This window comes from Kineococcus terrestris, assembly GCF_041020755.1.
Lineage (GTDB): Bacteria > Actinomycetota > Actinomycetes > Actinomycetales > Kineococcaceae > Kineococcus > Kineococcus terrestris.
Window position 1 is genome coordinate 42516 of the sequence record NZ_JBEUEI010000021.1, and the last position, 22453, is coordinate 64968.

The following is a 22453-nucleotide window of genomic DNA, read 5'->3' on the forward strand; positions in this document are numbered from 1 at the left end:
CCAGGTAACCACACCGGTCGGTATACTGCGCAGTGCAGCGGTCGTGAGCGACGATGGGCGGGTGGAGGTCGAGCGGGTGGACGTGGTCGACGTGGTGGGTGCGGACGTGGCGCCCGTGCTGGAACCGCTGCCGGAGCTGACCCCCGCCGGGACGCGGCTGCTCGACGCCGCCAGCGAGCTGTTCTACGCCCGCGGGGTGCGCGCCGTCGGGGTCGACCTCATCGCCGAGGCCGCCGGGACGACGAAGAAGACCCTCTACGACCGCTTCGGGTCCAAGGACGCGCTCGTCGCCCTCTACCTGCTGCGCCGCGCCCACCGCTGGCGCCGGCACCTGCTCACCCGCGTCGAGGCCGCCGGACCCGCGCCCGCCGACCGCGTGCTCGCCGCCTTCGACGCCGTCGAGGACTGGATGGGCGCGCAGGAGCGCGGCTGCGCGTTCGTCAACGCCTACGCCGAGGTCGGCGGCACCGACCACCCGGCCGTGCCCGTCGTGCGCGCCGAGAAGGCGTGGATGCGCCGCTTCTTCGTCGACCTCGCCGGTGACGGGCGGCTGGGCGCCCAGCTGCACCTGCTGCACGAGGGGGCGATGGTGACGATGACCGCCGGCGGGGACCGCGACGCCCCGCGCTCGGCGCGCGAGGCGGCCCGCGCGCTGCTGGCCGCGGCGGACCGGCCGGCGGTGCTCACGGGACCTCCAGCGGGGTCAGCTCCACACCTCCCGGCGTGACGGTGACGAGGGTGCGGTCGGGCACGTCGCGCCAGGCGGGGTCGTCGTCCCACGGTTCGCTCGCGACGGCGACCCCGTCGGCGGTGGTCAGGACGCTGAGGGTGTCGCCCCATGCGGTGGCGACGAGGCGCTCGCCGTCGGTGGCCAGGACGTTCAGGCGCGCGGCGGGGTCGGCGGCCCCGGCCGCGGCCACCCGCCCGGCCAGCTCCTGCGGGGCGGCGAGCAGGTGCGCGGCGAGGACCGCGCTGTCGCACACGGACTCCGCGTCCGCCCACGCCCCCGCGGGCAGGACGGCGCGGTCCACGACGCCGTTGTGGGACAGCAGCCAGCGCCCGCGCGCGAAGGGGGCGCAGGCGCTCTCGTCGGCGGGCATGCCGACGGTGGCGTCGCGCACCGCGGCGAGCACGCAGCCGGAGGCGACGTGCGGGGCGACGGACGTCAGCGACGCCTCCGCCCACATCGGCCGCGAGGAGCGCCAGCGGGCGGGTTCCGGACCGGCGGGGCTGTACCAGCCGACGCCCCAGCCGTCGGCGTTGACGGTGCCGTGCGCCTGCCGGCGCGGTTCCCAGCTCTGGTGCAGCAGGCCGTGCCGGGGTTCCAGCAGGAGTTCCGCCAGCGTCCGGGGGACCCCCAGCCAGGCGAGGTGGCGGCACACTCAGGCGTCCCAGGCCAGGCGCAGACCCGTGAAGATCTGCCGCCGGACCGGGAGGTCCCAGTTGCGGAACGAGGGGCGCACCGCGTCGGCTGCCGTCGACCACGCGCCGCCGCGCAGCACGCGGTAGCGGCCGTCGAAGAACGGGGCGGAGTAGTCGGCGTACAGCATCGTCGAGAAACCCGGCCAGGGGGCGAAGACGGAGCTCGTCCACTCCCACACGTCGCCGATCATCTGCTCGACGCCGTACGCGGAGGCGCCCGCGGGGTAGGCGCCGACGCGGGCGGGCCCGAGCGCGGTGCCGCCGAGGTTCGCGCGCGCCGGCGTCGCGGGCCCCGACCCCCACGGCCAGCGCCGCCGCCGGCCGGCGGCGGGGTCCCACACGCAGGCCTTCTCCCACTCCACCTCGGTGGGCAGCCGCGCGCCCGCCCAGCGCGCGTACGCCTGCGCCTCGTGGAAGTCCACGTGCTGCACGGGTTCTGCGGGGTCGACGGCCCGCACGGCGCCGAACCGCCGCTGCGTCCACCACCCGGCGCCGTCGGGTTCCCACGCCATCGGTGCCCGCAACCCCTGCTCGCCGCGGTGGGCCCAGCCCTCGGCGGTCCACAGCCGCGGGTCGTCGTAGCCGCCGGCGGCGACGAACCCGGACCACTCGCCGTTGGTGACGGGGACGCGGGCGATGCGGAACGCGGGCACGTGCACCTCGTGCTGGGGCAGCTCGTTGTCCAGCGCCCAGGGTTCGGCGGCGGGGTCGGCGCCCAGGGGGAACGGGCCGGCCGGGACGAGGACGGCGTCGGCGGGCACGAGCCGGCCCGGCGGGACGGGGGTGGGGACCAGGAGCGGGTCGCCGGCGCGCAGGTTGTGCGTGGCGAGCATGGTCTCGCCGTGCTGGAACTCGTGCTGGGCGACCATGCCGGCGGGGAAGTGCCCGTCGTCGGGCCGGGCGCGCTCCAGCGCGTCCAGGACGCGCCCGCGCACCTCGGCGAGGGCGCGGCGGGAGGCGGCCGGGTCCAGCAGCGGCAGCAGCGTCCGGGTGGCGCGGGGGTGCTCGAAGGCGTCGTAGAGGCAGGCGACCGCCGGGTGGAAGACGGGGTCGCGGCCCGGGTCGGCGACCCCCAGCAGCCAGTGCTCCTCCTGCTGGCCGACGTGGGCGAGGTCCCACACGAGCGGACTCATCAGCGGGGAGTGCTGGGCGGTCAGCTCCGCGTCGTCCGCGTCCGCGAGGGCCAGGGTGGCGCGGCGCGCGGACTCCAGGGCGGCCAGGGCCGCCCCGAGACCCCGCGCCCCGGGCGGGGTGTCCGTCGGTGCACCGGTCATCGCAGCTCCTCCGCGGTCGGGCAGGCGGCCGGGCCGCTGCGGCGGGCCCGGTCCAGGACGAGGTCGGCCGGGTGGCGCCCGGCGTCGAGCAGGTCGGCCCACGCCTCGACGCACCCGCGCAGGGCGCCGGGCACGGCGGGCAGGGCGGCGTCCAGGAGGCCGCGTGCGGCGCGGGCGGTGTCGCGACCGCACGCGTCCACGACGGCGGCGGCCGCGTCGGCGGCGCCCTCGTCGTCGACGACGGCGGCCACCACGGCGGCCAGGCCGGGCCACCAGGCGGCGGGCAGGGTGTCCAGGACGCGCAGCTCGAGGAAACCGCGCAGCCGCACCGGCGGCCACAGGGTGCTCAGGTGCAGGTCGACGTCGGCGGCGGTGGGTGCCCGTCCACCCAGCGGCCGGCGCCCGCTCGCCCAGTCGGCCAGGCTGACCGGCTCCCGCACCGCGCGGCAGGCGCCCGCGTCGTCGCGCACGAGCATCACGGGGGCGGCGAGCGCGAACGCGGCCCACGCCCCCGCGGGGTCGGCGCCGGCGGGACCGCCGGTGCCGCCGGGGCCGGCGGCGGGGCGGGTGCAGCGGCCGGGCTCGAGGCGGCGCCACACGCCCTGGCGGGTGGAGCGGGTGCCGTCGGCGCGGCCGGCGAGCAGCGGGCTGCAGGCGCCCAGGGCCGCGAGGGCCGGCACCAGCCGGTGCAGGTGCGCCAGCCGGTGCGGCCAGCGGTGGGCGGGACCGGCGTCGAGGTTGACCTGCAGCGAGGCGGTGGAGCACATCATGGCGGCGCCGTCCGCGGCGTGGCCGACGGCGGCGAAGTGCCCGGCCATCGCCGCGTACCGGGACGCGGGGTTGACGCGCTCGGGAGCGCGCACGAGGTCGGTGCCGGTGCTCAGCAGGGCGATGCCGTCGGCGGCGAGGACCGCGTCCACCTGCGCGGCGTCGCGGCGCAGCGCCTCCACGGCGGCCGCCGCCCCCGGCAGCGGCGGGCCCGACAGCTCGACCTGACCGCCCGGTTCCAGGGTGACGCGGCTGCCGGCGACCGGGACCACCCCGCGCAGCGCGCCGGTGAGACGGTCCCAGGCGACGCGGCGGCCGGGCTCGCGCACGTCCACGGCGTGCCGCTCGAGCTCCAGGCCGACGGAGCCCACCGGCCCCTCGCGCAGGGCGCCGGCGGTGACGTGCGCGAGGACGCGGTCGACGTCGAGGGGGGTGTCGTGCTCCACCGCCCCGTCACCGGGCGACCGCTCGAGGGAGGACGTCGCTGACACGGGGGCCCCTTCCAGGTCCGGACCGGCTCCTGGGGGAGCCGCGGGTCGGCGTGGGACCACCGGTGGTGGCCTCGTCGCGAGCCTGGCACGCGCTCCCGGCACCGGCAAGGCCCTCCGAGCGCGCCCGGCCGGGCCTCCGGCTGGTCGCTCCGGCCGCCCGCCGCGGGCCGGTGGACCCGCGGGGGCGGCGCGGTGCGCGACGATGGACGGCGTGCGGGAGGTGCGGGCGGCGGGGGACGGGCCGCGGCTGCTGGTCGTCGACAACTACGACTCGTTCACCTGGAACCTCGTCGAGCTGCTGCACGAGGTCACCGGCGTGCGCCCCCGCGTCGTCGCCAACGACGACCCCGGCTTCTCCCTCGCCGACCTCGACGACCACGACGGGGTCGTCCTGTCCCCGGGCCCGGGGTCCCCGCACGTGCCCACCGACCTGGGCCACTGCTCGGCCGTCCTGGCCGCCGCGCGCGTGCCGGTGCTCGGCGTGTGCCTGGGCCACCAGGCGATCGCCGCCGCGGCCGGCGGCACCGTCGGCCCCGCGCACGAACCCGTCCACGGCCGCGTCTGGCCCGTCCACCACCGCGGGGACGGCCTGTTCGCCGGGCTGCCCGGGCCGCTGGAGGCCGTGCGCTACCACTCCCTCGTCGTCACCGACCCCGGCCCGGACCTCGTCGTCGACGCCTGGACCGCCGACGGGGAGGTCATGGCGCTGCACCACCGCGAGCGGCCCTGGTACGGCGTGCAGTTCCACCCCGAGTCGGTCAGCTCCCGCGCCGGGCGGGAGCTGCTGCGCGCGTTCACCGCGCGGTGCGGCACGGACGCCGGCCGGGTGGCGGTCCCCGCCCTCCAGGTGCCGGACCCGTTGCCGCGCAACGGTCCGCGGGAGGTCGTCACTGGTCCCGTCGCCCGCCGCACCGTGCGGCCCGCGCCCGGCTGGACGCCCGCGCTGGCCCACGAGGTGCTGTTCTCCGGCGCCCCCGTGGCCGCCTGCCTGGCCGGTGACGAGGAAGGTTTCGGCCGCTGCGGGCGCTCGGTCTCGGTGGCCGTCGCCGGGGACGCCGGCTGGTGGGCGCGCGCGGACGACGCCCTCCCGCGGGTCGACGTCGAGCGGGCCGGCGCCGTGGTGGGCGAGCACCTGAGCGCCGTGGAGTGGCTGGAGCGCGCCTGCGCCCGGCTGCCCGAGGTGCCCGGCCACCCGGGACTCGTCGGGTTCCTCGGCTACGAGGCCGCCTGCGCCGACCTCGACCCGCCCGCCGGGTTCGCCGCCACCCCCGACGCGGTCTGGGTGTTCGGCGACCGCGTCGTGGAGTTCGACCACCGCAGCGGCGAGGTGCACCTGCTGGCCCTGGGGGAGGGCGCCGGGGGTTTCACCGTCGAGGCCGCCGCGCTGCTGAGCGCGCCCCCACCGCCCGTCCCGCCCGGCCACGGCGTGCGGGTGGGCGGGGACGGGCCGCGCGCGCGGCACGGGCGCGCGGAGTACCTGGACCTCGTCGGCGCCTGCCACGAGCTCATCCGGCGCGGGGAGTCCTACGAGCTGTGCCTGACGACGGCGCTGTCCGCCGAGGTGGGGGAGTTCGCGGCCGAGCGCGTCCTGCGCGCCCTCGTCGCCGAGCGGCCCGTGCCGTCCGCGGGCGTCGTGCGCTGCCCCGGCACGAGCGTGGTCAGCCTGTCGCCGGAGGGTTTCCTGGACGTCGTGCCCGACCCCGCCACGGGCACCCGCACCGCCCGCAGCCGCCCCATGAAGGGAACCCGCCCGCGCGGGGCCGACCCGGTCGAGGACGCGCGGCTGCGCGCCGAGCTGGCCGCCTCGGAGAAGGACCGCGCCGAGAACCTCATGGTCGTCGACCTCGTGCGCCACGACCTCGCGCACGTCGCCGTGCCCGGCAGCGTGCGCGTGGAGGAGCTGTTCGGCGTCCACGCCTTCCCCGCCTCGCACCAGATGACCAGCACCGTCGCCGCGGAGCTGCCCGAGGAGGTGCCCACCGTCCGCTGCGTGCGCGCGCTGCTGCCCGGCGGGTCGATGACCGGCGCGCCCAAGCTGCGCACCGTGCAGCTGCTGCGCCGCCTCGAGGGCGCCCCCCGCGGAATCTACTCCGGGGTGCTCGGCGTCCTCGGCGCCGACGGCTCCGCCGTGCTGGGCATGGTGATCCGCTCCTTCGTCCACCACGGCGGCCGGCTGACCTACGGGGTCGGGGGAGCGGTCACCCAGCTGTCCGACGCCGCCGACGAGCACGCCGAGGTGCTCGTCAAGGCGCGCCCCTTCCTCGACGTGGTGGGCCCGCTGGAGGGCTGAGGTGGAACGCGGGGGTCAGGCGCGGGGCGTGCCGACGTGCACGACGACCTGACCGTCGACGACCGACACCGCGTGCGTGCGCACCGGGCGGACGGCGGGCGGGCCGGAGGGCCGCCCTGTGCGCAGGTCGAACGCCGAGGCGTGCAGGGGGCACTCCACCGCGCAGTCCTCCACGTAACCCTCCGCCAGCGACGCCTCGGCGTGCGAGCAGGTGTCGTCGAGGGCGTAGAACTCGCCCTCGTCGTTGAACACCGACACGGGCACGTCCAGGTCCAGGCGCAGCGCCTCACCGGGCGGCAGGTCGCCCACGGCGCAGGCGACGACGTCGTTCGGTCCGGTCTGGGCTGGCACGGCTCCCCCGTCGGGGTCGGTGGTGGGTGGTCGCTGGACAGTAGGTCACGGCGGCAGCCGGCGCGCCAGCCGGACCGCGCCCCGGGCCACCAGGTCGGGGAACACCGTCGGCAGCGCGCGCACCAGCGCGTCGGCCGCGCGGGCGTCGCGCCCCACCAGCACCCGGGCGCGCCGTCGCTCCACGCCGTCCAGCACGGTGCGCGCCGCCACCTCCGGCGGCAGCCGCAGCAGCCGCTCGAACTGCTCGGTCCCGGTGCGCGCCTGCTCGGCGCTGACCCCGCTGCCCCGGCGCGCCCCGCGGGCGATGCCGGTCGCCACCCCGCCGGGGTGCACCGTCGTCACGCCCACCCCGGCCGGGCGCAGCTCCCCGCGCAGCGCCTCCGCGAAACCCCGCACCCCGAACTTGCCCGCCGCGTACGACGTGTGCCCCGGCGGCGCCACCAGGCCGAACAGGCTGGACAGGAACACCACGTGCGAACCCGGGTTCGCCCGGAGCACCGGCAGCAGCGCCGACGTCAGCCGCACCGGCGCCACGAGGTTCACCTCCAGCGACCACAGGAACTCCTCCACGGTCACCTGCTCGAACCGCCCGGTCAGCACCGCGCCGGCGTTGTTCACCAGCAGCGTCGTGCCGGGGTGCTCGCGCGCCAGCCGCTGCGCGGTGCTCGTCGTGGCGTCCGGGTCCGTCAGGTCCACGACGTGCCCGGTGACCGCGACGCCCTCGCGGCGCGCCAGGTCCGCCACCTCCGCCAGGCCGTCGCCGTCGCGGTCCAGCAGCACGAGCGCGCTGCGGCGGCGCGCCAGCTGCAGGGCCAGCTCGCGCCCGATGCCGTGCGCGGCGCCCGTGACGACGGCCTCAGCGCCCGCGAACCGGAACGCTCGCACGCGCCGGCACCTCCTGCCGCGCAGCCGGACCCAGCACCAGCCCGGCGTCCACCGGCAGGCGGCGGAAGCGCCACCGCTCGTGCGGGTAGCTCTGCCGCAGCCGCCACGGGTCGCGGACGCCCTGGCGGGGCAGCCGCTCCGCGGCGCGCCGCACGTAGCCCGACCCCAGGTCGAACAGCGGCCGCGTCGGCCCGTCGGGCACCGGCCCCGGCACGACCGTGGCCGCGCCCGAGGCGTCCAGCAGGTCCAGCACCCGCACGACGTGCCGGGCCACCAGGCCCACCCGCAGCGTCCACGAGCTGTTCGTGTACCCGAGGACGAACGCGAAGTTCGGCACCCCCGAGACCATCGAGCCGCGGTGCACCAGCGCGCGAGCCGGGTCGACGTCGCGGCCGTCCACGCGCAGCGCCGCGCCGCCGAACAGCTGCAGCTCCAGGCCCGTCGCGGTCACCACGACGTCGGCGGGCAGTTCGCGCCCCGAGGCCGTCCGCACCCCCGTGGGCGTGAAGGAGTCCAGGGCGTCGGTGACGACCGAGGCGGAACCGTCGGACAGGGCGCGGAACAGGTCGCCGTCGGCGCTGACGCACAGGCGCTGGTCCCACGGCGCGTACCGCGGCGTGAAGTGGGTGGCGACGTCGAAACCCGGGGGCAGGCGCCGGCGCACACCGCGCAGCAGGACCCGGCCGGTCAGGCGCGGCGCGCGCCGCGCGAGGCGGTACGTCAGCCAGTGCGCCGCGATCCGCTGCGCCCGCACGCGCCGGTGCGAGCGCCGCGCCGCCCGCGGGTCGCGCGAGGGCAGCGAGGTGATCCAGGTCGGGCTGCGCTGCAGCATCGTCACGTGCGCGGCCGTGCGCGCCAGCTGCGGTACGAGGGTGACGGCGGTCGCGCCGCTGCCGACGACCACGACCCGCCGGCCCGTCACGTCCAGGTCCTGCGGCCACTCCTGCGGGTGGACGAGCGTGCCGGTGAACCCCTCCTCGCCGGCGAACCGCGGCCGGTGCCCGGAGGAGTAGCGGTAGTAGCCGGTGCAGCCCAGCAGGAACCGGCAGGAGAACCTCCGGCGCGAACCGGCGACGTCGACCTCGACGTCCCAGCGCCCGCGCGCGCTGGAGAACTCCGCGGCGACGACGCGGTGGCCGAACCGGACCAGGCGGTCCACGCCGGTGTCCCGGGCCACGCGCTCGACGTACGCGCGGATCGAGGCGCCGTCGGCGAGGACTTGCTCGCCGGGCCACGGGGCGAACGCGTACCCGAACGTCGCCATGTCGGAGTCCGAGCGCACGCCCGGGTAGCGGAACAGGTCCCACGTGCCGCCTACCCGCTCGCGCGCCTCCAGCACGAGCACCGCGTCGCCCGGCCGCTCGCGCGTCAGCGTCACGGCCGCGCCGATCCCGGAGACGCCGGCGCCCACGACGAGGACGTCGACGTGCTCCGGCTGGTCCCCGTCGTCCACGCCCCCACCGTCCGGCGCCCGCCCACCCCTGTCAAACGCTCACCCCGTCCCGCCCGCCCCTCCTCCCCCCTCCGTGATCACGCGCGGCTGAACACTCACCCATCCATGATCACCGTGATCTCGCTGGGTTTCCCTGCAAGATCACGGCGGGGAGGGGGCGGTGCGGGAAGGGGGCGGTGCGGGAAGGGGGCGGGGAAGGGGACGGTGCGGGGGAGGGGGAGGGGCGGGGTCAGGGGCGGGCGACGCGGGCGCGCACCGCCCAGGCGGCCGCGGCGACGGCGGCGCAGCCGAGCACGACGGCCGGCGTCAGCGCCTCGCCCAGCAGCAGCGCCGACCACAGCACCGTGAGGACCGGCTGCACCAGCTGCGTCTGGCTGACGCTGGTCACCGGGCCGATCGCCAGGCCCCGGTACCAGGCGAAGAACCCCGCCAGGCTGCTCACCAGTCCCAGGTAGGCGAACGCGAGCCACGCCCCCGCACCCGCTGGAGCACCCCCGCCCGCGACCCACGCCACCGCCGCGACGGGCGCGGTGACCGGCAGGCCCAGCAGGAGCGCCCAGCAGATCGTCTGCCACGCGCCGAGCTCGCGGGCCGTGCGCGCGCCCTCGGCGTAGCCGGCGGCCGCCGCGACGACGGCCCCCACCAGCAGCAGGTCCGCGGCCGAGGGCGGCCCGGCCGGGCCCAGCAGCAGCGTCGTGGCCGCCACGGCCAGCGCCCCCGCGCCCGCGGCGACCCAGAACACCGGCGCCGGCCGCTCGCGCCCGCGCAGCACCGCCGCGACGGCGGTCGCCGCCGGCAGCACGGCGATGACCAGGGCCGCGTGCGCGGCGCTGACGCGCTGCAGCGCCAGGCTCGTCAGGACGGGGAAGCCGACGACGACACCGCCGGCCACGACGGCCAGGCCGGGCAGGTGCCGGCGGGCGGGCCGGGGGGCGCGCAGCAGCGCCAGCAGGACGGCCGCGGCCAGGGCGGCCAGCACGGCCCGCCCGGCGCCCACGACGAGGGGCGGCAGCCCGCCCACCGCCACGCGCGTCAGCGGCACGGTCAGGGAGAAGGCCAGGACCCCGGTGCCGCCCCACAGCCACCCGCTGCGGGTCGCGCGTAGCGGTGGGCTCGCCGTGCCGGTAGCGCTATCTGTTGTCGTTACGGACGACGGTAGCAGTTGAGGGGCCCGTCCAGGCGGCGGCGAACAGGGGCACCCGTCCGTCCTCGCTACCGTGGAGCTCGTGGAGAGCGGTGCCGTGCCCGCCGCCGCCCCGGACGCGCCGGGAGCGGCGAGCGCCCTCGACCCCGCCGACTGGCGGGCCCGCGAGGCCGCCCACACCGCGCGCGCCGACGCCCTCACCGCCGCCGTGCGCGAGCGCCGCGCCCGCGGCGAGGCCCACCCCGTCGAGGACTTCCTGCACACCTACTACGCGTGGGCGCCCGGTCGGCTGCGCCGCTGGCACCCCGGCGCGGGCGTCGAGCTGCTCGGCGCCGCCGAGCGCGCCGGGTGGGCGCACTACCGCGCCACGGCGCGCGGTGCCGCCGTCGACACCGCCGCCCTCGCCGCCCAGCGGGGCAGGACCGTCCGCTGGGCGCGCGCCGTCCTGGACGGGGCGCGGGGCCGGCCCGCGCAGCTCGGCTGCTTCGGCCTGCACGAGTGGGCGATGGTCCACCGCGCCTCCCCCGAGGAGGTCCGCCACGCCGGGCTGCCGCTGCGGCTGGGCCACGCCGGCACCGACGAGGTCGTCGAGACGCACCGCGTGCGGTGCAGCCACTACGACGCCTTCCGCTTCTTCACCCCCTCGGCCGTGCCCCGCAACGAGCTGCGCCCCACCCGCGAGAGCCAGCCGGAGCTGGAGCAGCCGGGCTGCCTGCACGCGTCGATGGACCTGTACAAGTGGGCGGTGAAGCTGTCCCCGGCCGTGCCGGGGGAGCTGCTGCTGGACTGCTACGCGCTGGCCCGCGACGTGCGGGTGCTCGACATGCGCGCCTCCCCGTACGACGTCAGCGGGCTCGGGCTGGAGCCGGTGCGCGTCGAGACGCCGCAGGGCAAGGCGGAGTACGCGCGCGCCCAGCGGGGGTTCGCCGAGCGGGCCGCGCCGCTGCGCGCGGCCCTCGTCGGGGCCTGCGACGTCCTCCTGGCCGCGTCCCCGCCGGGCGGGGACGGCGGGGACGGCGCCTGAGCGCTCAGACGCCCGCGGGAGCGGCCGCGTCGTCGGCCTCGGTCGCCGAGGCCCACTCCGCCTTCTCCGTGCGCCAGCCGTCCTCGGTGCGACCGCGGCGCCAGTAGCCCGAGGCGGACAGCAGCTCGCGCGGCACGCCCAGCTCGGTGCGCGCCCAGCGGCGCACCGCGCGCACGCTGTCGGCCTCCCCGTGCAGGAAGGCGTGCGGCGCCCCGGCGGGCGGGCCCGCGTCGGCGACGGCCTCGCGCACCGCGGTCAGCAGCAGCTCCGGGTCCGCCTCCGGGCGCCGGTAGACCCACGTCAGGTGCAGGTCGCCCGGGCACGACAGGTCCAGCTGCTCGCCGGGGTCGGCGACCTCCACGACCGCGACCGCCGTCGCACCCGCGGGCACGCGCTCCAGGGAGGCGGCGATGGCGGGCAGCGCGCTCTCGTCCCCGGCCAGCAGGTGCCACGGCGCGGCCGGGTCCGGCGTGTAGGCCCCGCCGGGGCCCAGCAGGACGACCGTGTCGCCGGGGCGGGCGGCCGCGGCCCACGGCCCGGCCACGCCCTCGTCGCCGTGCACGACGACGTCCACGACGGCCTCGCCGCGGGAAGGGTCGACCGCGCGCAGCGTGTACGTGCGCTGCACCGGCCACTCGGCGCGGGGACGCTCGGCGCGCACGCGCGCGACGTCGAACGGCTCGTCGTAGACCACGCCGGGGCGCGGGAAGCAGAGCTTGACGTAGGAGTCGGCGTGCTCGGCGCGCAGGTCGGCCAGGTCGTCGCCGCCCAGGACCAGGCGCACCAGGTGCGGGGTCAGCCGCTCGGTGCGCTGCACGACGGCCAGGCGCTGGCGGCGGACCGCGGCGGGCGTGGCGGAGGCGTTGCGCCGGAACGGGTTCCTCACGCGCCCTCCGCCCGGCCGGCGCGCCAGTAGCCCATGAAGGCCACCGACTGCTTCGGGACCGCCAGGTCGCGCACGAGGTGCCGGCGCAGCTCCTTGACGACGCCGCACTCCCCGGCCAGCCACGCGTACAGGCACTCCGGGCCCGCGGCCGCCGGCTGCTCCGGCACCTCCCAGAGGATCTGCGCGTCCACGTCGACGTCGGTGAAGTCCGCCGCCGGGGCGCTCACCTCGTCCAGCAGCGGGCCGGCGACCTCGCGCACGGCCTCCAGCAGCAGCTGCCCGTGCGGGCGCGCGGCGGCGCCGGTGCCGCGAGGCAGCCAGCGCACGTCGGCGCCGGCGGGCACGTCGAGGGCGTCGCCGGCGTGCGGGACCTCCAGCAGGGCCGTGACCCGCAGCGCGGGGTCGAGCTGCTCGAGGATCGAGCAGACGGCGGGCACGGCGGTCTCGTCGCCGGCCAGCAGCACGGTGCGGGCCTCGGCCGGCGGGGCGAACTCCACGCCCCACATGCGGCCCGTGCCCGGCACGCTCGGCCCGATCAGCCACACCTCGTCGCCGGGGCGCGCGCCCGCGGCCCACGAGGAGGCCGGGCCCGCGTGCCCCTCGTCCACGCCGTGCAGGACGAAGTCGACGTCCAGCTCGCGCAGCTGCGGGCGGAACGCGCGGACGGTGTAGGTGCGCATGGTGGGGCGCACGTCGTCGGGCAGGGCCCGCCACCAGCCGTACCAGTCGGCCTCCGGCACGGCCGGCGGCACCGAGGAGCCCTGCGGCAGCAGCAGCTTCAGGCGCTGGTCGAAGCCGCCGGGGCCGTAGCCGTCCAGCTCCTCGCTGGTGAAGGTGACGCGCACGAAGCTCGGGCAGAGCCGGGCGGTGCGGGCCACCCGGGCCGGGAACACCCGGTAGGCGGGGTCGGCGACCGCCGCCCTCGTGGCCGTGGCCGTGCTCGCCGCCATCTGCGTCCCCTCCCGCGGTGCGTCCCGGCGGTAGCCGGTGAGGACAGGCTAACCGCACCCGCGGGCCGCGGGGAACGTGAGCCGGGACACGGACCCGGCCCACGCCCCGCGACGGGCGCGGATCAGACGTACGGCCGGGTCAGCAGCTCCAGCGCGTGACCGGAGCTCGGCTCCTTGAAGTACACGCCCCGGCCGCCGTGCTCGGTGTTCCACTCGCCCTCGCGCTGCATGCGCGGGTCGGCCCAGTGGACGATCCCCCGCTCGAGCAGGCGCCCGTACGCGCGGTCGAACAGCTCGTCGTCCACGAGGAAGGCGTAGTGCTGCACCTGCACCTCCACGGGCGGTTCGGCGAACTGCAGCAGCACGCCGTCGTCGGTCAGGAGGTTGGTGAAGGCGCCCCACGAGGGGGCGTCGCGCAGCTCCAGCAGCTCGCGCAGGAACGCGGCCGAGGCGTGGCGGTCGGTGGTGCCGATGATCGTGTGGTTGAAGGACGCGGACACGGTGGTCTCCTCGCGCGGTGGCTCCGGGGGGGCGGACCGGTCGCCGGGCCGTGCCCGTGCCGCGAGGGACCGCGGCTGTGCGGTGCCTCGCGCCGACCGGTGGTCGGGTACCTCCTCGCGACTCGCCCGTCCGGGGCTCGCGACGACGCTCCCGCCGGGCGCGGGTGGTGTCAACCCCCTCAGTGCGGCAGCAGGCGGTGCGCCTCGGACGGCGGGACGCCCTGCGCCACCAGCAGGTCCACGACCGCCGAGCGCAGCTGCGCGACCACGGTCGTCGCCGACAGGGACTCCGCGCCCAGCGTGCGCGGGCCCAGCTGCACCGCCAGCTCCTGCAGGCCCGCCCGCGACGGCGGCACGGTCTCGCCCTCGTAGGCCGGCTCGCCCAGCGAGCGCACCGACGCGGCCAGCTGCTCCATCGCCCCGGCCAGGGACACGGGCAGCTGCTCGTCGTAGGTCAGCGCGGTCGTGATGCGCCGCAGCGCCACCCGCAGGTTGCGGGTGGCGCGGTCCACGCCGGTCTGCAGGGCCCGCTGCCGCTCGATCTCCACGCGGCTGCGCCGGCGCAGCGGGGACAGCCGGTGCACCTCCTGCCCGGCGGTCACCGACTGCGCCCACCCGTCGAGCTCCTTCTGGGTGTCCCGCGCCGCCTGCAGGACGCGCTCGGCCTCGGCCGCGTCGTGCGCGCGCACGGCGTGCGCGGCGTCGTCGAGCAGGTCCGCGAGCTGGCCCGCGTAGGCGCGGGCGCGCCCGCGCACCTCCCGGCGCGGGTCCTGCGGCAACAGCGCCGCGATCGCCAGCGCGACGGCCACCCCGGTCATGGCGTCCAGCCAGCGACCCGTCCCGCCGCCCTGCTGCGGCGGGAACGCCGCGATGAACACCGCCTGCAGCGCCGCCTGGTTGACCAGCAGGATCCCCGAGTCCAGGAACCGCGCCACGAACATGGCGGTCACGACGATGGCGCTGATCTGCCACGGCCCGCGCCCGATGACGTGCACGATCGCCTCCCCGAGCAGGACGCCGATCGAGACGCCGACGCCCAGCTCGCCGACCCGGCGCAGGCGCTGGTTGTTCTGCACGCCCAGGCACACCACGACGGCCACGCACGCGAACACCGGGTACGCCTGGTCCCACAGGGCCTGCGCGAGCACCCACGCGACGCCCGCGCCCAGCCCGCACTGCAGCACCGACCACCACGAGCCCTGCCAGCGCCGCCAGCCGACCCGCGCGCGCCGGCGCAGCGCCACGGCGCGGGGCAGCCGGCGGGGCAGCCGGCCGGACGTCGGAGCGGGCACCCGGTGATCGTCCCGCAGGTGCCCGCGGGCCGCGCCCGGGGAGCCGGGCGGCACCGGGCGAGGCCCTAGGCTCCTCGCCCGTGGACGTCCTCGTCATCGGCTCCGGTGCCCGTGAGCACGCCCTCGTGCGTGCCCTGTCCCTCGACCCCGGCGTGGACCGCGTGGTCGCGGCGCCCGGCAACGCCGGCACCGCGCTGGAGGCGCCCGCCGAGCCCGTGGACGCCACCGACCCGGCGGCCGTCGCGGAGCTGGCGCAGCGCCTGGGCGCCGGCCTCGTCGTCGTCGGGCCCGAGGCGCCGCTGGTCGCCGGGGTCGCCGACGCGGTGCGGGCCGCGGGGATCCCCTGCTTCGGGCCGTCGGCCGCGGCCGCCCGCCTGGAGGGGTCCAAGGCGTTCGCCAAGGAGGTCATGGCGGCGGCGAACGTGCCCACCGCGATGGCCCACGTGTGCACCACGGAGGAGGAGGTCGCCGCCGCCCTCGACGCCTTCGGTGCCCCGCACGTCGTCAAGGACGACGGCCTGGCCGCCGGCAAGGGCGTCGTCGTCACGGGCGACCGCGAGGAGGCCCTCGCGCACGCCCGCCGCTGCCTGGAGCACGGCACCGTCGTCGTCGAGGAGTTCCTCGACGGCCCCGAGGTGTCGGTCTTCTGCGTCACCGACGGCGAGACGGTCGTGGCGCTGGAGCCCGCGCAGGACTCCAAGCGCGCCCTGGACGGCGACGAGGGCCCCAACACGGGCGGCATGGGCGCCTACTCGCCGCTGCCGTGGGCGCCGGCGGACCTCGTGGAGACCGTCCTGGAGCGCGTCGCGCGGCCCGTCGTCGCCGAGATGGCGCACCGCGGCACCCCGTTCGCGGGCGTCCTGTACTGCGGCCTGGCGCTGACGTCGCGGGGCGTGCGGGTCGTGGAGTTCAACGCCCGCTTCGGCGACCCGGAGACCCAGGTGGTCCTGGCCCGGCTGGCCACGCCGCTGGGCGCGCTCCTGCACGCCGCCGCCACCGGGTCCCTGGACGAGCTGCCGGACCTGCGCTGGCGGGAGGACGCCGCCGTCACGGTCGTGGTCGCCGCTCCCGGCTACCCGGAGTCCCCCCGCATGGGCGGGACGATCGGCGGGCTGGAGGAGGCCGCGGCCGTCGAGGACGCCGTCGTCCTGCACGCCGGCACCGCGCCGGCCGCGGACGGCACGGGCGTCGTCAGCTCCGGCGGGCGCGTGCTGTCCGTCGTCGGCACCGGTCCGGACCTGGCCGCGGCGCGCGCTGCCGCCTACGCGGCCGTGGACCGGGTGCGGCTGGAGGGCTCGCACCACCGCACCGACATCGCGCTGCGCGCCGCCGAGCGGGCCGCGGCGGTCGCCCCGTGAACACCGCGCCCGGCCTGCCCGCCGCCCCTGAGGTGCCGGGCTGGCGGCACGTCTACTCCGGCAAGGTCCGCGACCTCTACGCGCCGGCGGGCCGCGACGACGGGACCGTCCTCGTCGTGGCCAGCGACCGCATCTCCGCCTACGACCACGTCCTGAGCACGCCCGTGCCGGACAAGGGGCGGGTGCTGACGGCGATGTCGCTGTGGTGGTTCGAGCGGCTGGCCGACCTCGTGCCGCACCACGTCGTGTCCACCGAGGTCCCCGCCGTCGTCGCCGGGCGGGCGATGGTGTGCCGGCGGCTGGAGATGTTCCCCGTCGAGTGCGTCGTGCGCGGCTACCTCACCGGCTCCGGGCTGGCCGACTACCGCGCCACCGGCAGCGTGTGCGGGGTGGCGCTGCCCGACGGCCTCGTCGACGGCTCGCGCCTGCCGGAGCCGGTGTTCACCCCCGCGACGAAGGCCGAGCTGGGCGAGCACGACGAGAACGTCGACTTCGCCCACGTCGTGGCGACCGTCGGCGCTGAGGCCGCCGAGCGGCTGCGCGAGCTGACCCTGGCCGTGTACGCGCGGGCCGAGGCCACCGCCCGCGAGCGCGGGATCGTGCTGGCCGACACCAAGCTGGAGTTCGGCCTCGACGGCGGGCGCACGGTGCTGGGCGACGAGGTCCTCACCCCCGACTCCTCCCGGTTCTGGCCGGCGGAGGAGTGGGAGCCGGGGCGCGCGCAGCCCAGCTTCGACAAGCAGTTCGTGCGCGACTGGCTGACGTCGCCGGCCTCCGGGTGGGACCGCGCCGGCGACCAGGCGCCCCCGCCGCTGCCGGAGGACGTCGTCGAGCGCACGCGCGCCCGGTACGTGGAGGCCTACGAGCGCCTGACGGGGCGCACGTTCGCCTGACGGCGGCCGTGGGCAGTGGTCCCGCGGGCCCGCACGGGGTCGGCCTCGACGAGGCGGACCTGCCCGCGGCGCGTCAGCGCAGCCCGTCGGCCGTGGTGCCCTCCCACCCCTCGCGGCCCCCGGAGTTCTCCCACTCCTCCCAGGCGGCGGCGTAGTCGTGTTCCAGCCGTTGACGGGTCACGGCGTGGATCGCCTCCCGCACCCCCGCGGACCGCGACGGCAGACCCGCCTCGCGGACGTGCTCGTCGAGGGCAGCGATGTCGGCCTCAGAGAGGCTGATGCTGAGCTTCACGGTGCGATGCTCCCCGCGTAACGATGCTGGTGCTACCGATCGGCCAGGATGCCGGCCGGGGATCGCCGTCGTCTCGAGGACGGTGGCTCGTGAGCCGTGGTGGCCGAGGACCGACCGCACGCTCGTGCCGAGGAGCGGTCGGCGGTTAGGCATGTCGTGACGGCCGCCGTGAGCAGACCCGTAGAGGCAGACTGCTGCCGTGGCAGTGAGCGTGTGGGTCGAGAATTACCTAGGAGAGCGCATCGAGTACTGGGGTGGTTGGGAGATCAACGACCTCCTCAGAGCCGCCCACAGACAGCCCGACACCTTTGTGCTGCTCTGCGGAGTCGACCCCTACGACATCACCGTCTTCAACAGCTTCCAGTGCCGCCGGCTGGACTGGGAACTGCAGGAGATAGGCCGGCACACAGAGGACGAGACCCTTCGCGCCACAGCGGCCCGCATCCGGCAACTGTGCGACCTCCTCCGACGGGACCTCCCATCCGGCCCCATGGGACACCATGTGCGCTTCATCGGCGACTGACCACCCGGCGGTGGCTGCCCCCTCCGCCCATGAGGACGAGGGCCCACCTGGCAGCACTTCCCGGTGCTTTCGACCTAGCCGTTCTAACGACCGCCACGCCCTCTGATCCCGCGGTGCGAGGGGTTGCGGTAGCCCTCAACGCCAGGACGGCTTGTGAGTTCGCACGACCGCAGCAGCACCCCACCCCTACCCACCAGCCGGCGACTGCCGTCGCTGGCCTGCCCAGCGCCGCAGGAGCGCCACCACGACGGCCACCAGCGCGCATCCGCCTGCGGCCACCACCGTGAGGAAGAACCACGCCACAGCACCAAGGGCGTCCGAGGACACCAGAGGCCCCAGCGCCAACGCGGACGCCGGGACCAGCGCCAACGCAACCCCCGACCAGGGCCGCACCATCACCTCGCCCACGACCGTGGCCACCGCCAAGGTGAGCAACGCTCCCACGGTGAGCCACCCCTCGTTCCCCGGGGACACCGCATCAGCCGTCCACCAGCTCAACCACCCCAGCCACGCCCCGGCACCGGTCGCGGCGACCCCGGCCGCCCACCACCGGCGCTCAGCCGGGACCCAGCGCAGCGCGTGAGTCGCCGCCGTCACCGCCACGGCGAAGACGATGGGCACCGGCAGCACCGAGGTCAGCCCGGCGAGGAGCCCGAACCACCCGCCGCCTTCAATCGCCAGCAGGAGCAGCAGACCCGCTCCCGCACCCATGGCCGTGGTCACCACGCCCGCCCCGAACCGCACCCAGCGGTTCGTCAGCACGACGACCAGCGCCAGCAGAGCACCCAAGAGGGTCAGCGACCACCCGGTGACCTCGATCGACCAGTCCCTGGGCAGGAACCACGCGGCCACCGTGGTACCCGTCGTGATCGCTACGGCCACCACGACCCAGGCGATCTGAGGGGGCCTGAAGGGCCCCAGGCGCCCGGTCGGGGCTGCGGTGATCGGCCCACGAGGTGGTTGCACTCGATCCACTGTGCCTGGCCCGTCCCCTCACCAGGGGAGAGCGCACGAACCCGCCCCACTGGCGGACCAGATGAGCGCACAACGGGCGATGAAGGTGTGACGTTCGGCGACAGCTGTCCACTCACGTGCCCCCATCCCTTCAGGCCCCGACACGGATGACCCGTGGACGACCTCACGGTCATCCCATCGTCCGCGCTGTTCTCGAACCGGGTGCGCCACCACCTCGAGCCCGACGCCCCCACGCTTCGAACTCCTCCTGCACCTGGTCGAAGTACGCCGTCTCGGCCCGGGTGCAGTCGTCGAAGTCGGCGTCGCCGGCGTGCTCGGCGGCGGTCGCGGCCTTGAAGGCGGCGTAGCGGTTCCGCGCGTGCGGGTGGGCGCGCAGCCAGTCGCGGAACCACACGGTGTGGCTGGCCCACGGCGACGCGCTCAGGCGCACGTGCAGGATCGACGCCTGCGGCCCGTCGACGTCCCGCACGAACAGGCGTTTGCGCCACACGTCGTCGGGGACGACCTCCGATCCGCGGGGGACGTCGCGGTGCACTCCGGGGGAGTCCGGGCGTACCGCGACCGTCCCTGCGCCTCTCGACCTCAGCGGTCGTAGAACCCCGCCCGCACGTCCTCCAGCAGCGTCGGGCCGCTCGGTGCCCAGCCCAGCAGCTCGCGCGTCAGCGCGCTGGAGGCGGGCACGTCGGCGGACAGGAACGCGCCGACGAACGGCAGGTCCTGCGCCAGCTGTTCCGGCGTGACGGAGCGGACCGGCAGGTCCAGGCGCTGCGCGAGAGCCTCGGCCACGTCGCGCACCGGAACCCCCTCCTCGGCCGCGGCGTGCGCGACCGTCCCGGCCGGCGCGCTCTCCAGCGCCAGGCGCACGAGCGCCGCGGCGTCGTCGCGGTGCACGGCCGGCCAGCGGTTCGCGCCCTCGCCGGCGACGGGCACGGCGCCGGTGCGGCGGGCGTGCTCGGCGAGGAGCGCGACGAACCCGTGGTCGCCCTCGCCGTGCACGGTGGGGGCGAACCGGGCGCTGCTCACGCGCACGCCCCGCCCGGCCCGCTCCAGCGCCAGGTTCTCCGCGCCGCCGCGCGGGGCGTCCGGCCCGTGGGCGTCGCTGCGGTCGTGCTCGGTGGACGCCCTGCCCAGCCCCGGCAGGGCGAGGCCCGCAGCGAGGACGAACGGTCGGCCGGAGCCCTCGAGGACGTCCAGGAAGGCCTCGACGGCGGCGCGCTCGGCGCGGTTCGAGGCGGCGGGGTCCGTCCAGTCGTGCTTGTTGGCCAGGTGGACGACGCCGTCGGCCGCCTCGGCGCCGCGGCGCAGGGACGGCAGGTCGTCGAGGTCGCCCCGGTGGGGCCGGGCGCCGAGGGCCTCGACGGCGGCGGCGGAGGCGTCGCCGCGGGCCAGGCCGGTCACCTCGTGACCGGCGGTGAGGAGCTCGCGGACCACGGCCGAGCCGATGAACCCGGACGCTCCGGTGACGAAGACGCGCACGGTGCTACCCCCTCTGATGTCAGTGGCTGTCATCAGTGACGCTAACACCGATGTCAGTCACTGTCATCGGTTAGGCTCCGCGGGTGGGACGCTGGCAGCCGGGTGCGCAGGAGCGCCTGCGCCGGGCCGCGCTCGACCTGTTCGGCGAGCAGGGGTTCGACGCGACGAGCGTCGCCCAGATCACCGAGCGCGCCGGGGTCACCGAGCGGACCTTCTTCCGGCACTTCGCCGACAAGCGCGAGGTCCTCTTCGCCGGCGAGGGGGAGTTCGAGCAACCCTTCCTCGACGCCGTCGCCGACGCCCCCGCCGGCACCGGCCACCTGGACCTCGTCGCCGCCGCCCTCGACGCGGCCTGCGCGGCCTTCGAGGCGTGGCGCACCCGCGACGAGGCCCGCGCCCGCCAGCGGATCCTCGACGCGCACGCCGGCCTGCGCGAGCGCGAGCTGCTCAAGCTCGACCACCTTGCCTGCTCCCTCGCCGGCGCCCTGCGCGAGCGCGGCGCCACCGCGCTGCGCGCGCGCCTGGCCGGCGACCTCGCGGTATCCGTGTTCGTCGCCGCCTTCACCCGATGGACGGCCGAGGACGCCGCCGGGGACGGACCCGGCCTGCGGGAGCTGGCGCGCGAGGCGCTCGCGCAGGTCCGCGACCTCGTCGTCGCACCCCCGTCGGCCTGACGGGCGCACCGCCCGCGCCCGTGCCAGGGTCGGGCGGGCCCGACGACCGCCGGGCACCCGCCACCGACCGGAGGACCCCCGTGAGCAGCGAGACGCCCGACGTCGACCCGCGCGACAACGCCGAGGTGCGCGCGCAGCAGGAGTCCGGCAGCCGCGAGGTCAGCCGCGCCAGCGACGGCGGCGCCGTGCCCTCGCCGGCCCGCCCCGCCGACGCGGTGCCCGGCGTGCCCGACGAGAGCGACGAACCGGGCGGCACCGCCGGCGGCGACGTCCTGGAGGGCGTGCTCGCCGACCCCGAGGACACCGCGGAGGCCGTCGTGCCCGACGAGGGGCCGGAGCACCCGGGCGGCCGCTGACACCTCCCGCCGGGCTGGCACGCTGCGGCGGTGCCCGCCCGCCGTGAACCACCGCCCGCCGTCCCCGCCCCGGGCGGGTGGGGCGCGCACGTGCCCGCCGTCCTGGCCGGGCTCGCCCTGCTGCTGGCCCTGCAGCTGGCGGGCACGGCGCTGGTCGTCCTGCTGGGTCTGCCGGTGCCCGGGGCGGTCGTCGGCCTCGTGGCGCTCGTCGTCCTCGCCGCCCGGTCGCCGGCGCTGCGCCGGCGCGCCGAGCCGGGCGCGACGCCGCTCCTGCAGCACCTGCAGCTGCTGTTCGTCCCGCCGGGCGTGGGCGCCGTGACGCAGCTGGACCGCCTCGCCGCCGACGCCCTGCCGCTGACCGTGGCGGTCGTCGGCTCCTTCGCGCTCGGCCTCGTCGTGGCCGGTGTCCTGCTGCAGGCGCTGCTGCGCCGCCGGGACCTGCGCGCGGCCCGCGGGGCGGCCTCGTGAGCGCGCTCGACGCCGTCGTCCACGCTCCCGGGTTCGGGCTGGCGCTGACGCTCGTCGCCTACCTGGGCGCCGGGGAGCTGCACCGGCGGCTGGGGCGGCCCGCCCTGCTCGCCCCCGTCCTGCTGGCCATGGTCGCCGTCGCCGTCTGCCTGCGGCTGCTGGGCATCAGCTACGAGGAGTACCTGGCGTCGGTGTCCGTGCTGACGCTGCTGCTGGGCCCGGCGACCGTCGCGCTGGCGCTGCCGCTGCTGCGCTCGGGCCGGGCGCTGGCCTCCTCGGCGCTGGAGGTGGGCGTCGTCCTCGTCGTCACCGGTCTCGTCAGCGTCGGCGTCACCGTCGGCGCCCTCGTGGCGTTCGGCGTGGACGACGAGCTGCTGCGCACCGCGCTGCCGCGCTCGGTGACCACGCCCGTCGCGCTGACCATCACGGAGACCATCGGGGCCAGCGCCACCCTGGCCCTCGTGCTCACCCTCGTCTCCGGCGTGCTGGGGGCGGTGGCCGCACCGTCGCTGCTGAGCCTGGTGCGGGTGCGCGACCCGCGGGCGCGCGGCTTCGCGACGGGCGTCACCTCGCACGGCATCGGCACCGCGCGGGCGCTGGCCGAGTCGGAGGTCGCGGGCGGCTGGTCCAGCGCGGCGATGGTGCTCAACGCGCTGGCGATGACGGTGGCGCTGCCGCTGGTGGCGCGCTCCTTCGGCGGCTGAGGGG

25 protein-coding genes are annotated in these 22453 nt (G+C 77.3%); 10 read left to right on the top strand and 15 right to left on the bottom strand.

The window, feature by feature from the left end; genetic code table 11:
* Positions 1-43 precede the first annotated feature (43 nt).
* Positions 44-727: a TetR/AcrR family transcriptional regulator gene (locus AB8M62_RS13505; protein ID WP_369069906.1), complete on the top strand. Its 684-nt coding sequence runs from the start codon at positions 44-46 to the stop codon at positions 725-727.
* On the opposite strand, the gene egtC is transcribed toward AB8M62_RS13505, so the two are convergent.
* The 3 genes from egtC to AB8M62_RS13520 are packed head-to-tail and all read right to left on the bottom strand — an operon-like array spanning position 684 to position 3955.
* Positions 684-1382: an ergothioneine biosynthesis protein EgtC gene (egtC, locus tag AB8M62_RS13510; protein WP_369069907.1), complete on the bottom strand. Its 699-nt coding sequence runs from the start codon at positions 1380-1382 to the stop codon at positions 684-686. The genes AB8M62_RS13505 and egtC overlap by 44 nt on opposite strands.
* On the bottom strand, positions 1383-2696 hold the full coding sequence (gene egtB, locus AB8M62_RS13515; RefSeq protein WP_369069908.1) for an ergothioneine biosynthesis protein EgtB: 1314 nt from the start codon (positions 2694-2696) through the stop codon (positions 1383-1385).
* On the bottom strand, positions 2693-3955 hold the full coding sequence (locus AB8M62_RS13520; RefSeq protein WP_369069909.1) for a glutamate-cysteine ligase family protein: 1263 nt from the start codon (positions 3953-3955) through the stop codon (positions 2693-2695). The genes egtB and AB8M62_RS13520 overlap by 4 nt, the downstream gene beginning before the upstream one ends.
* A 211-nt stretch (positions 3956-4166) precedes the next feature.
* Here AB8M62_RS13520 and AB8M62_RS13525 point away from each other — a divergent pair, with 211 nt between their 5' ends.
* Positions 4167-6245, top strand: coding sequence for a chorismate-binding protein (locus AB8M62_RS13525; RefSeq protein WP_369069910.1), 2079 nt, complete (start codon positions 4167-4169; stop codon positions 6243-6245).
* A gap of 15 nt (positions 6246-6260) precedes the next feature.
* Here AB8M62_RS13525 and AB8M62_RS13530 read toward each other — a convergent pair whose 3' ends face one another.
* The 4 genes from AB8M62_RS13530 to AB8M62_RS13545 all read right to left on the bottom strand — a co-directional run bounded on the left by AB8M62_RS13530 (position 6261) and on the right by AB8M62_RS13545 (position 10096).
* Positions 6261-6596: a bifunctional 3-phenylpropionate/cinnamic acid dioxygenase ferredoxin subunit gene (locus AB8M62_RS13530; RefSeq protein ID WP_369069911.1), complete on the bottom strand. Its 336-nt coding sequence runs from the start codon at positions 6594-6596 to the stop codon at positions 6261-6263.
* Between the two features lie 45 nt (positions 6597-6641).
* On the bottom strand, positions 6642-7481 hold the full coding sequence (locus tag AB8M62_RS13535; protein WP_369069912.1) for an SDR family NAD(P)-dependent oxidoreductase: 840 nt from the start codon (positions 7479-7481) through the stop codon (positions 6642-6644).
* Positions 7453-8934 carry a flavin-containing monooxygenase gene (locus AB8M62_RS13540; protein ID WP_369069913.1) on the bottom strand — a complete coding sequence of 494 codons (1482 nt, stop codon included), beginning with the start codon at positions 8932-8934 and terminating at the stop codon, positions 7453-7455. Before AB8M62_RS13540 ends, AB8M62_RS13535 begins: the two co-directional genes overlap by 29 nt.
* 229 nt (positions 8935-9163) lie before the next feature.
* A complete protein-coding gene (locus AB8M62_RS13545; RefSeq protein ID WP_369069930.1) occupies positions 9164-10096 on the bottom strand; it encodes a DMT family transporter in 933 nt (310 codons plus the stop codon).
* Between the two features lie 64 nt (positions 10097-10160).
* Between AB8M62_RS13545 and AB8M62_RS13550 the strand changes: the two genes are divergently transcribed.
* The gene (locus AB8M62_RS13550) at positions 10161-11102 is read left to right on the top strand and encodes a 3-methyladenine DNA glycosylase (RefSeq protein ID WP_373694942.1); all 942 of its coding nucleotides are present in this window, start codon (positions 10161-10163) and stop codon (positions 11100-11102) included.
* A 4-nt stretch (positions 11103-11106) separates the two neighbouring features.
* Here the strand turns inward: AB8M62_RS13550 and AB8M62_RS13555 are convergent, their stop codons facing one another.
* From AB8M62_RS13555 to AB8M62_RS13570, 4 genes are all read right to left on the bottom strand, one after another.
* Positions 11107-11928, bottom strand: a complete 822-nt coding sequence (locus AB8M62_RS13555) for a siderophore-interacting protein (RefSeq protein ID WP_369056465.1) — start codon at positions 11926-11928, stop codon at positions 11107-11109.
* A gap of 56 nt (positions 11929-11984) precedes the next feature.
* Complete coding sequence (locus AB8M62_RS13560) at positions 11985-12938, bottom strand: siderophore-interacting protein (RefSeq protein WP_369056463.1); 954 nt, start codon at positions 12936-12938, stop codon at positions 11985-11987.
* Between the two features lie 122 nt (positions 12939-13060).
* Complete coding sequence (locus tag AB8M62_RS13565; RefSeq protein WP_369056462.1) at positions 13061-13438, bottom strand: VOC family protein; 378 nt, start codon at positions 13436-13438, stop codon at positions 13061-13063.
* A gap of 179 nt (positions 13439-13617) precedes the next feature.
* Positions 13618-14730 (bottom strand): FUSC family protein, encoded by a 1113-nt coding sequence (locus AB8M62_RS13570; protein WP_369056461.1) that lies wholly within the window; start codon positions 14728-14730, stop codon positions 13618-13620.
* 80 nt (positions 14731-14810) lie between these two features.
* Here AB8M62_RS13570 and purD point away from each other — a divergent pair, with 80 nt between their 5' ends.
* Positions 14811-16088, top strand: coding sequence for a phosphoribosylamine--glycine ligase (gene purD / locus AB8M62_RS13575; RefSeq protein WP_369069914.1), 1278 nt, complete (start codon positions 14811-14813; stop codon positions 16086-16088).
* On the top strand, positions 16085-16981 hold the full coding sequence (locus tag AB8M62_RS13580; protein ID WP_369069915.1) for a phosphoribosylaminoimidazolesuccinocarboxamide synthase: 897 nt from the start codon (positions 16085-16087) through the stop codon (positions 16979-16981). Before purD ends, AB8M62_RS13580 begins: the two co-directional genes overlap by 4 nt.
* A gap of 73 nt (positions 16982-17054) precedes the next feature.
* Here the strand turns inward: AB8M62_RS13580 and AB8M62_RS13585 are convergent, their stop codons facing one another.
* Positions 17055-17273: a ribbon-helix-helix domain-containing protein gene (locus AB8M62_RS13585; protein WP_369069916.1), complete on the bottom strand. Its 219-nt coding sequence runs from the start codon at positions 17271-17273 to the stop codon at positions 17055-17057.
* Positions 17274-17472: 199 nt separating this feature from the next.
* On the opposite strand from AB8M62_RS13585, the gene AB8M62_RS13590 reads away from it, so the two are divergent.
* Entirely contained in the window at positions 17473-17796 is a 324-nt protein-coding gene (locus AB8M62_RS13590; RefSeq protein ID WP_369056457.1) for a hypothetical protein, read from the top strand.
* A 186-nt stretch (positions 17797-17982) separates the two neighbouring features.
* Here AB8M62_RS13590 and AB8M62_RS13595 read toward each other — a convergent pair whose 3' ends face one another.
* The 3 genes from AB8M62_RS13595 to AB8M62_RS13605 form a co-directional block, all read right to left on the bottom strand.
* Positions 17983-18678 (bottom strand): hypothetical protein, encoded by a 696-nt coding sequence (locus AB8M62_RS13595; RefSeq protein ID WP_369056456.1) that lies wholly within the window; start codon positions 18676-18678, stop codon positions 17983-17985.
* A 262-nt stretch (positions 18679-18940) separates the two neighbouring features.
* Positions 18941-19306, bottom strand: a complete 366-nt coding sequence (locus tag AB8M62_RS13600) for a GrpB family protein (RefSeq protein WP_369069917.1) — start codon at positions 19304-19306, stop codon at positions 18941-18943.
* Between the two features lie 47 nt (positions 19307-19353).
* A complete protein-coding gene (locus AB8M62_RS13605; RefSeq protein WP_369069918.1) occupies positions 19354-20247 on the bottom strand; it encodes an SDR family oxidoreductase in 894 nt (297 codons plus the stop codon).
* 83 nt (positions 20248-20330) lie between these two features.
* On the opposite strand from AB8M62_RS13605, the gene AB8M62_RS13610 reads away from it, so the two are divergent.
* The 4 genes from AB8M62_RS13610 (at position 20331) to AB8M62_RS13625 (ending at position 22449) form a co-directional block, all read left to right on the top strand.
* Positions 20331-20921 carry a TetR family transcriptional regulator gene (locus AB8M62_RS13610; protein ID WP_369069919.1) on the top strand — a complete coding sequence of 197 codons (591 nt, stop codon included), beginning with the start codon at positions 20331-20333 and terminating at the stop codon, positions 20919-20921.
* An 80-nt stretch (positions 20922-21001) separates the two neighbouring features.
* Positions 21002-21277 (top strand): hypothetical protein, encoded by a 276-nt coding sequence (locus AB8M62_RS13615; RefSeq protein ID WP_369069920.1) that lies wholly within the window; start codon positions 21002-21004, stop codon positions 21275-21277.
* 30 nt (positions 21278-21307) lie between these two features.
* Positions 21308-21745 (top strand): CidA/LrgA family protein, encoded by a 438-nt coding sequence (locus AB8M62_RS13620; RefSeq protein WP_369069921.1) that lies wholly within the window; start codon positions 21308-21310, stop codon positions 21743-21745.
* A complete protein-coding gene (locus AB8M62_RS13625) occupies positions 21742-22449 on the top strand; it encodes an LrgB family protein (RefSeq protein ID WP_369069922.1) in 708 nt (235 codons plus the stop codon). The genes AB8M62_RS13620 and AB8M62_RS13625 overlap by 4 nt, the downstream gene beginning before the upstream one ends.
* Positions 22450-22453 lie beyond the last annotated feature (4 nt).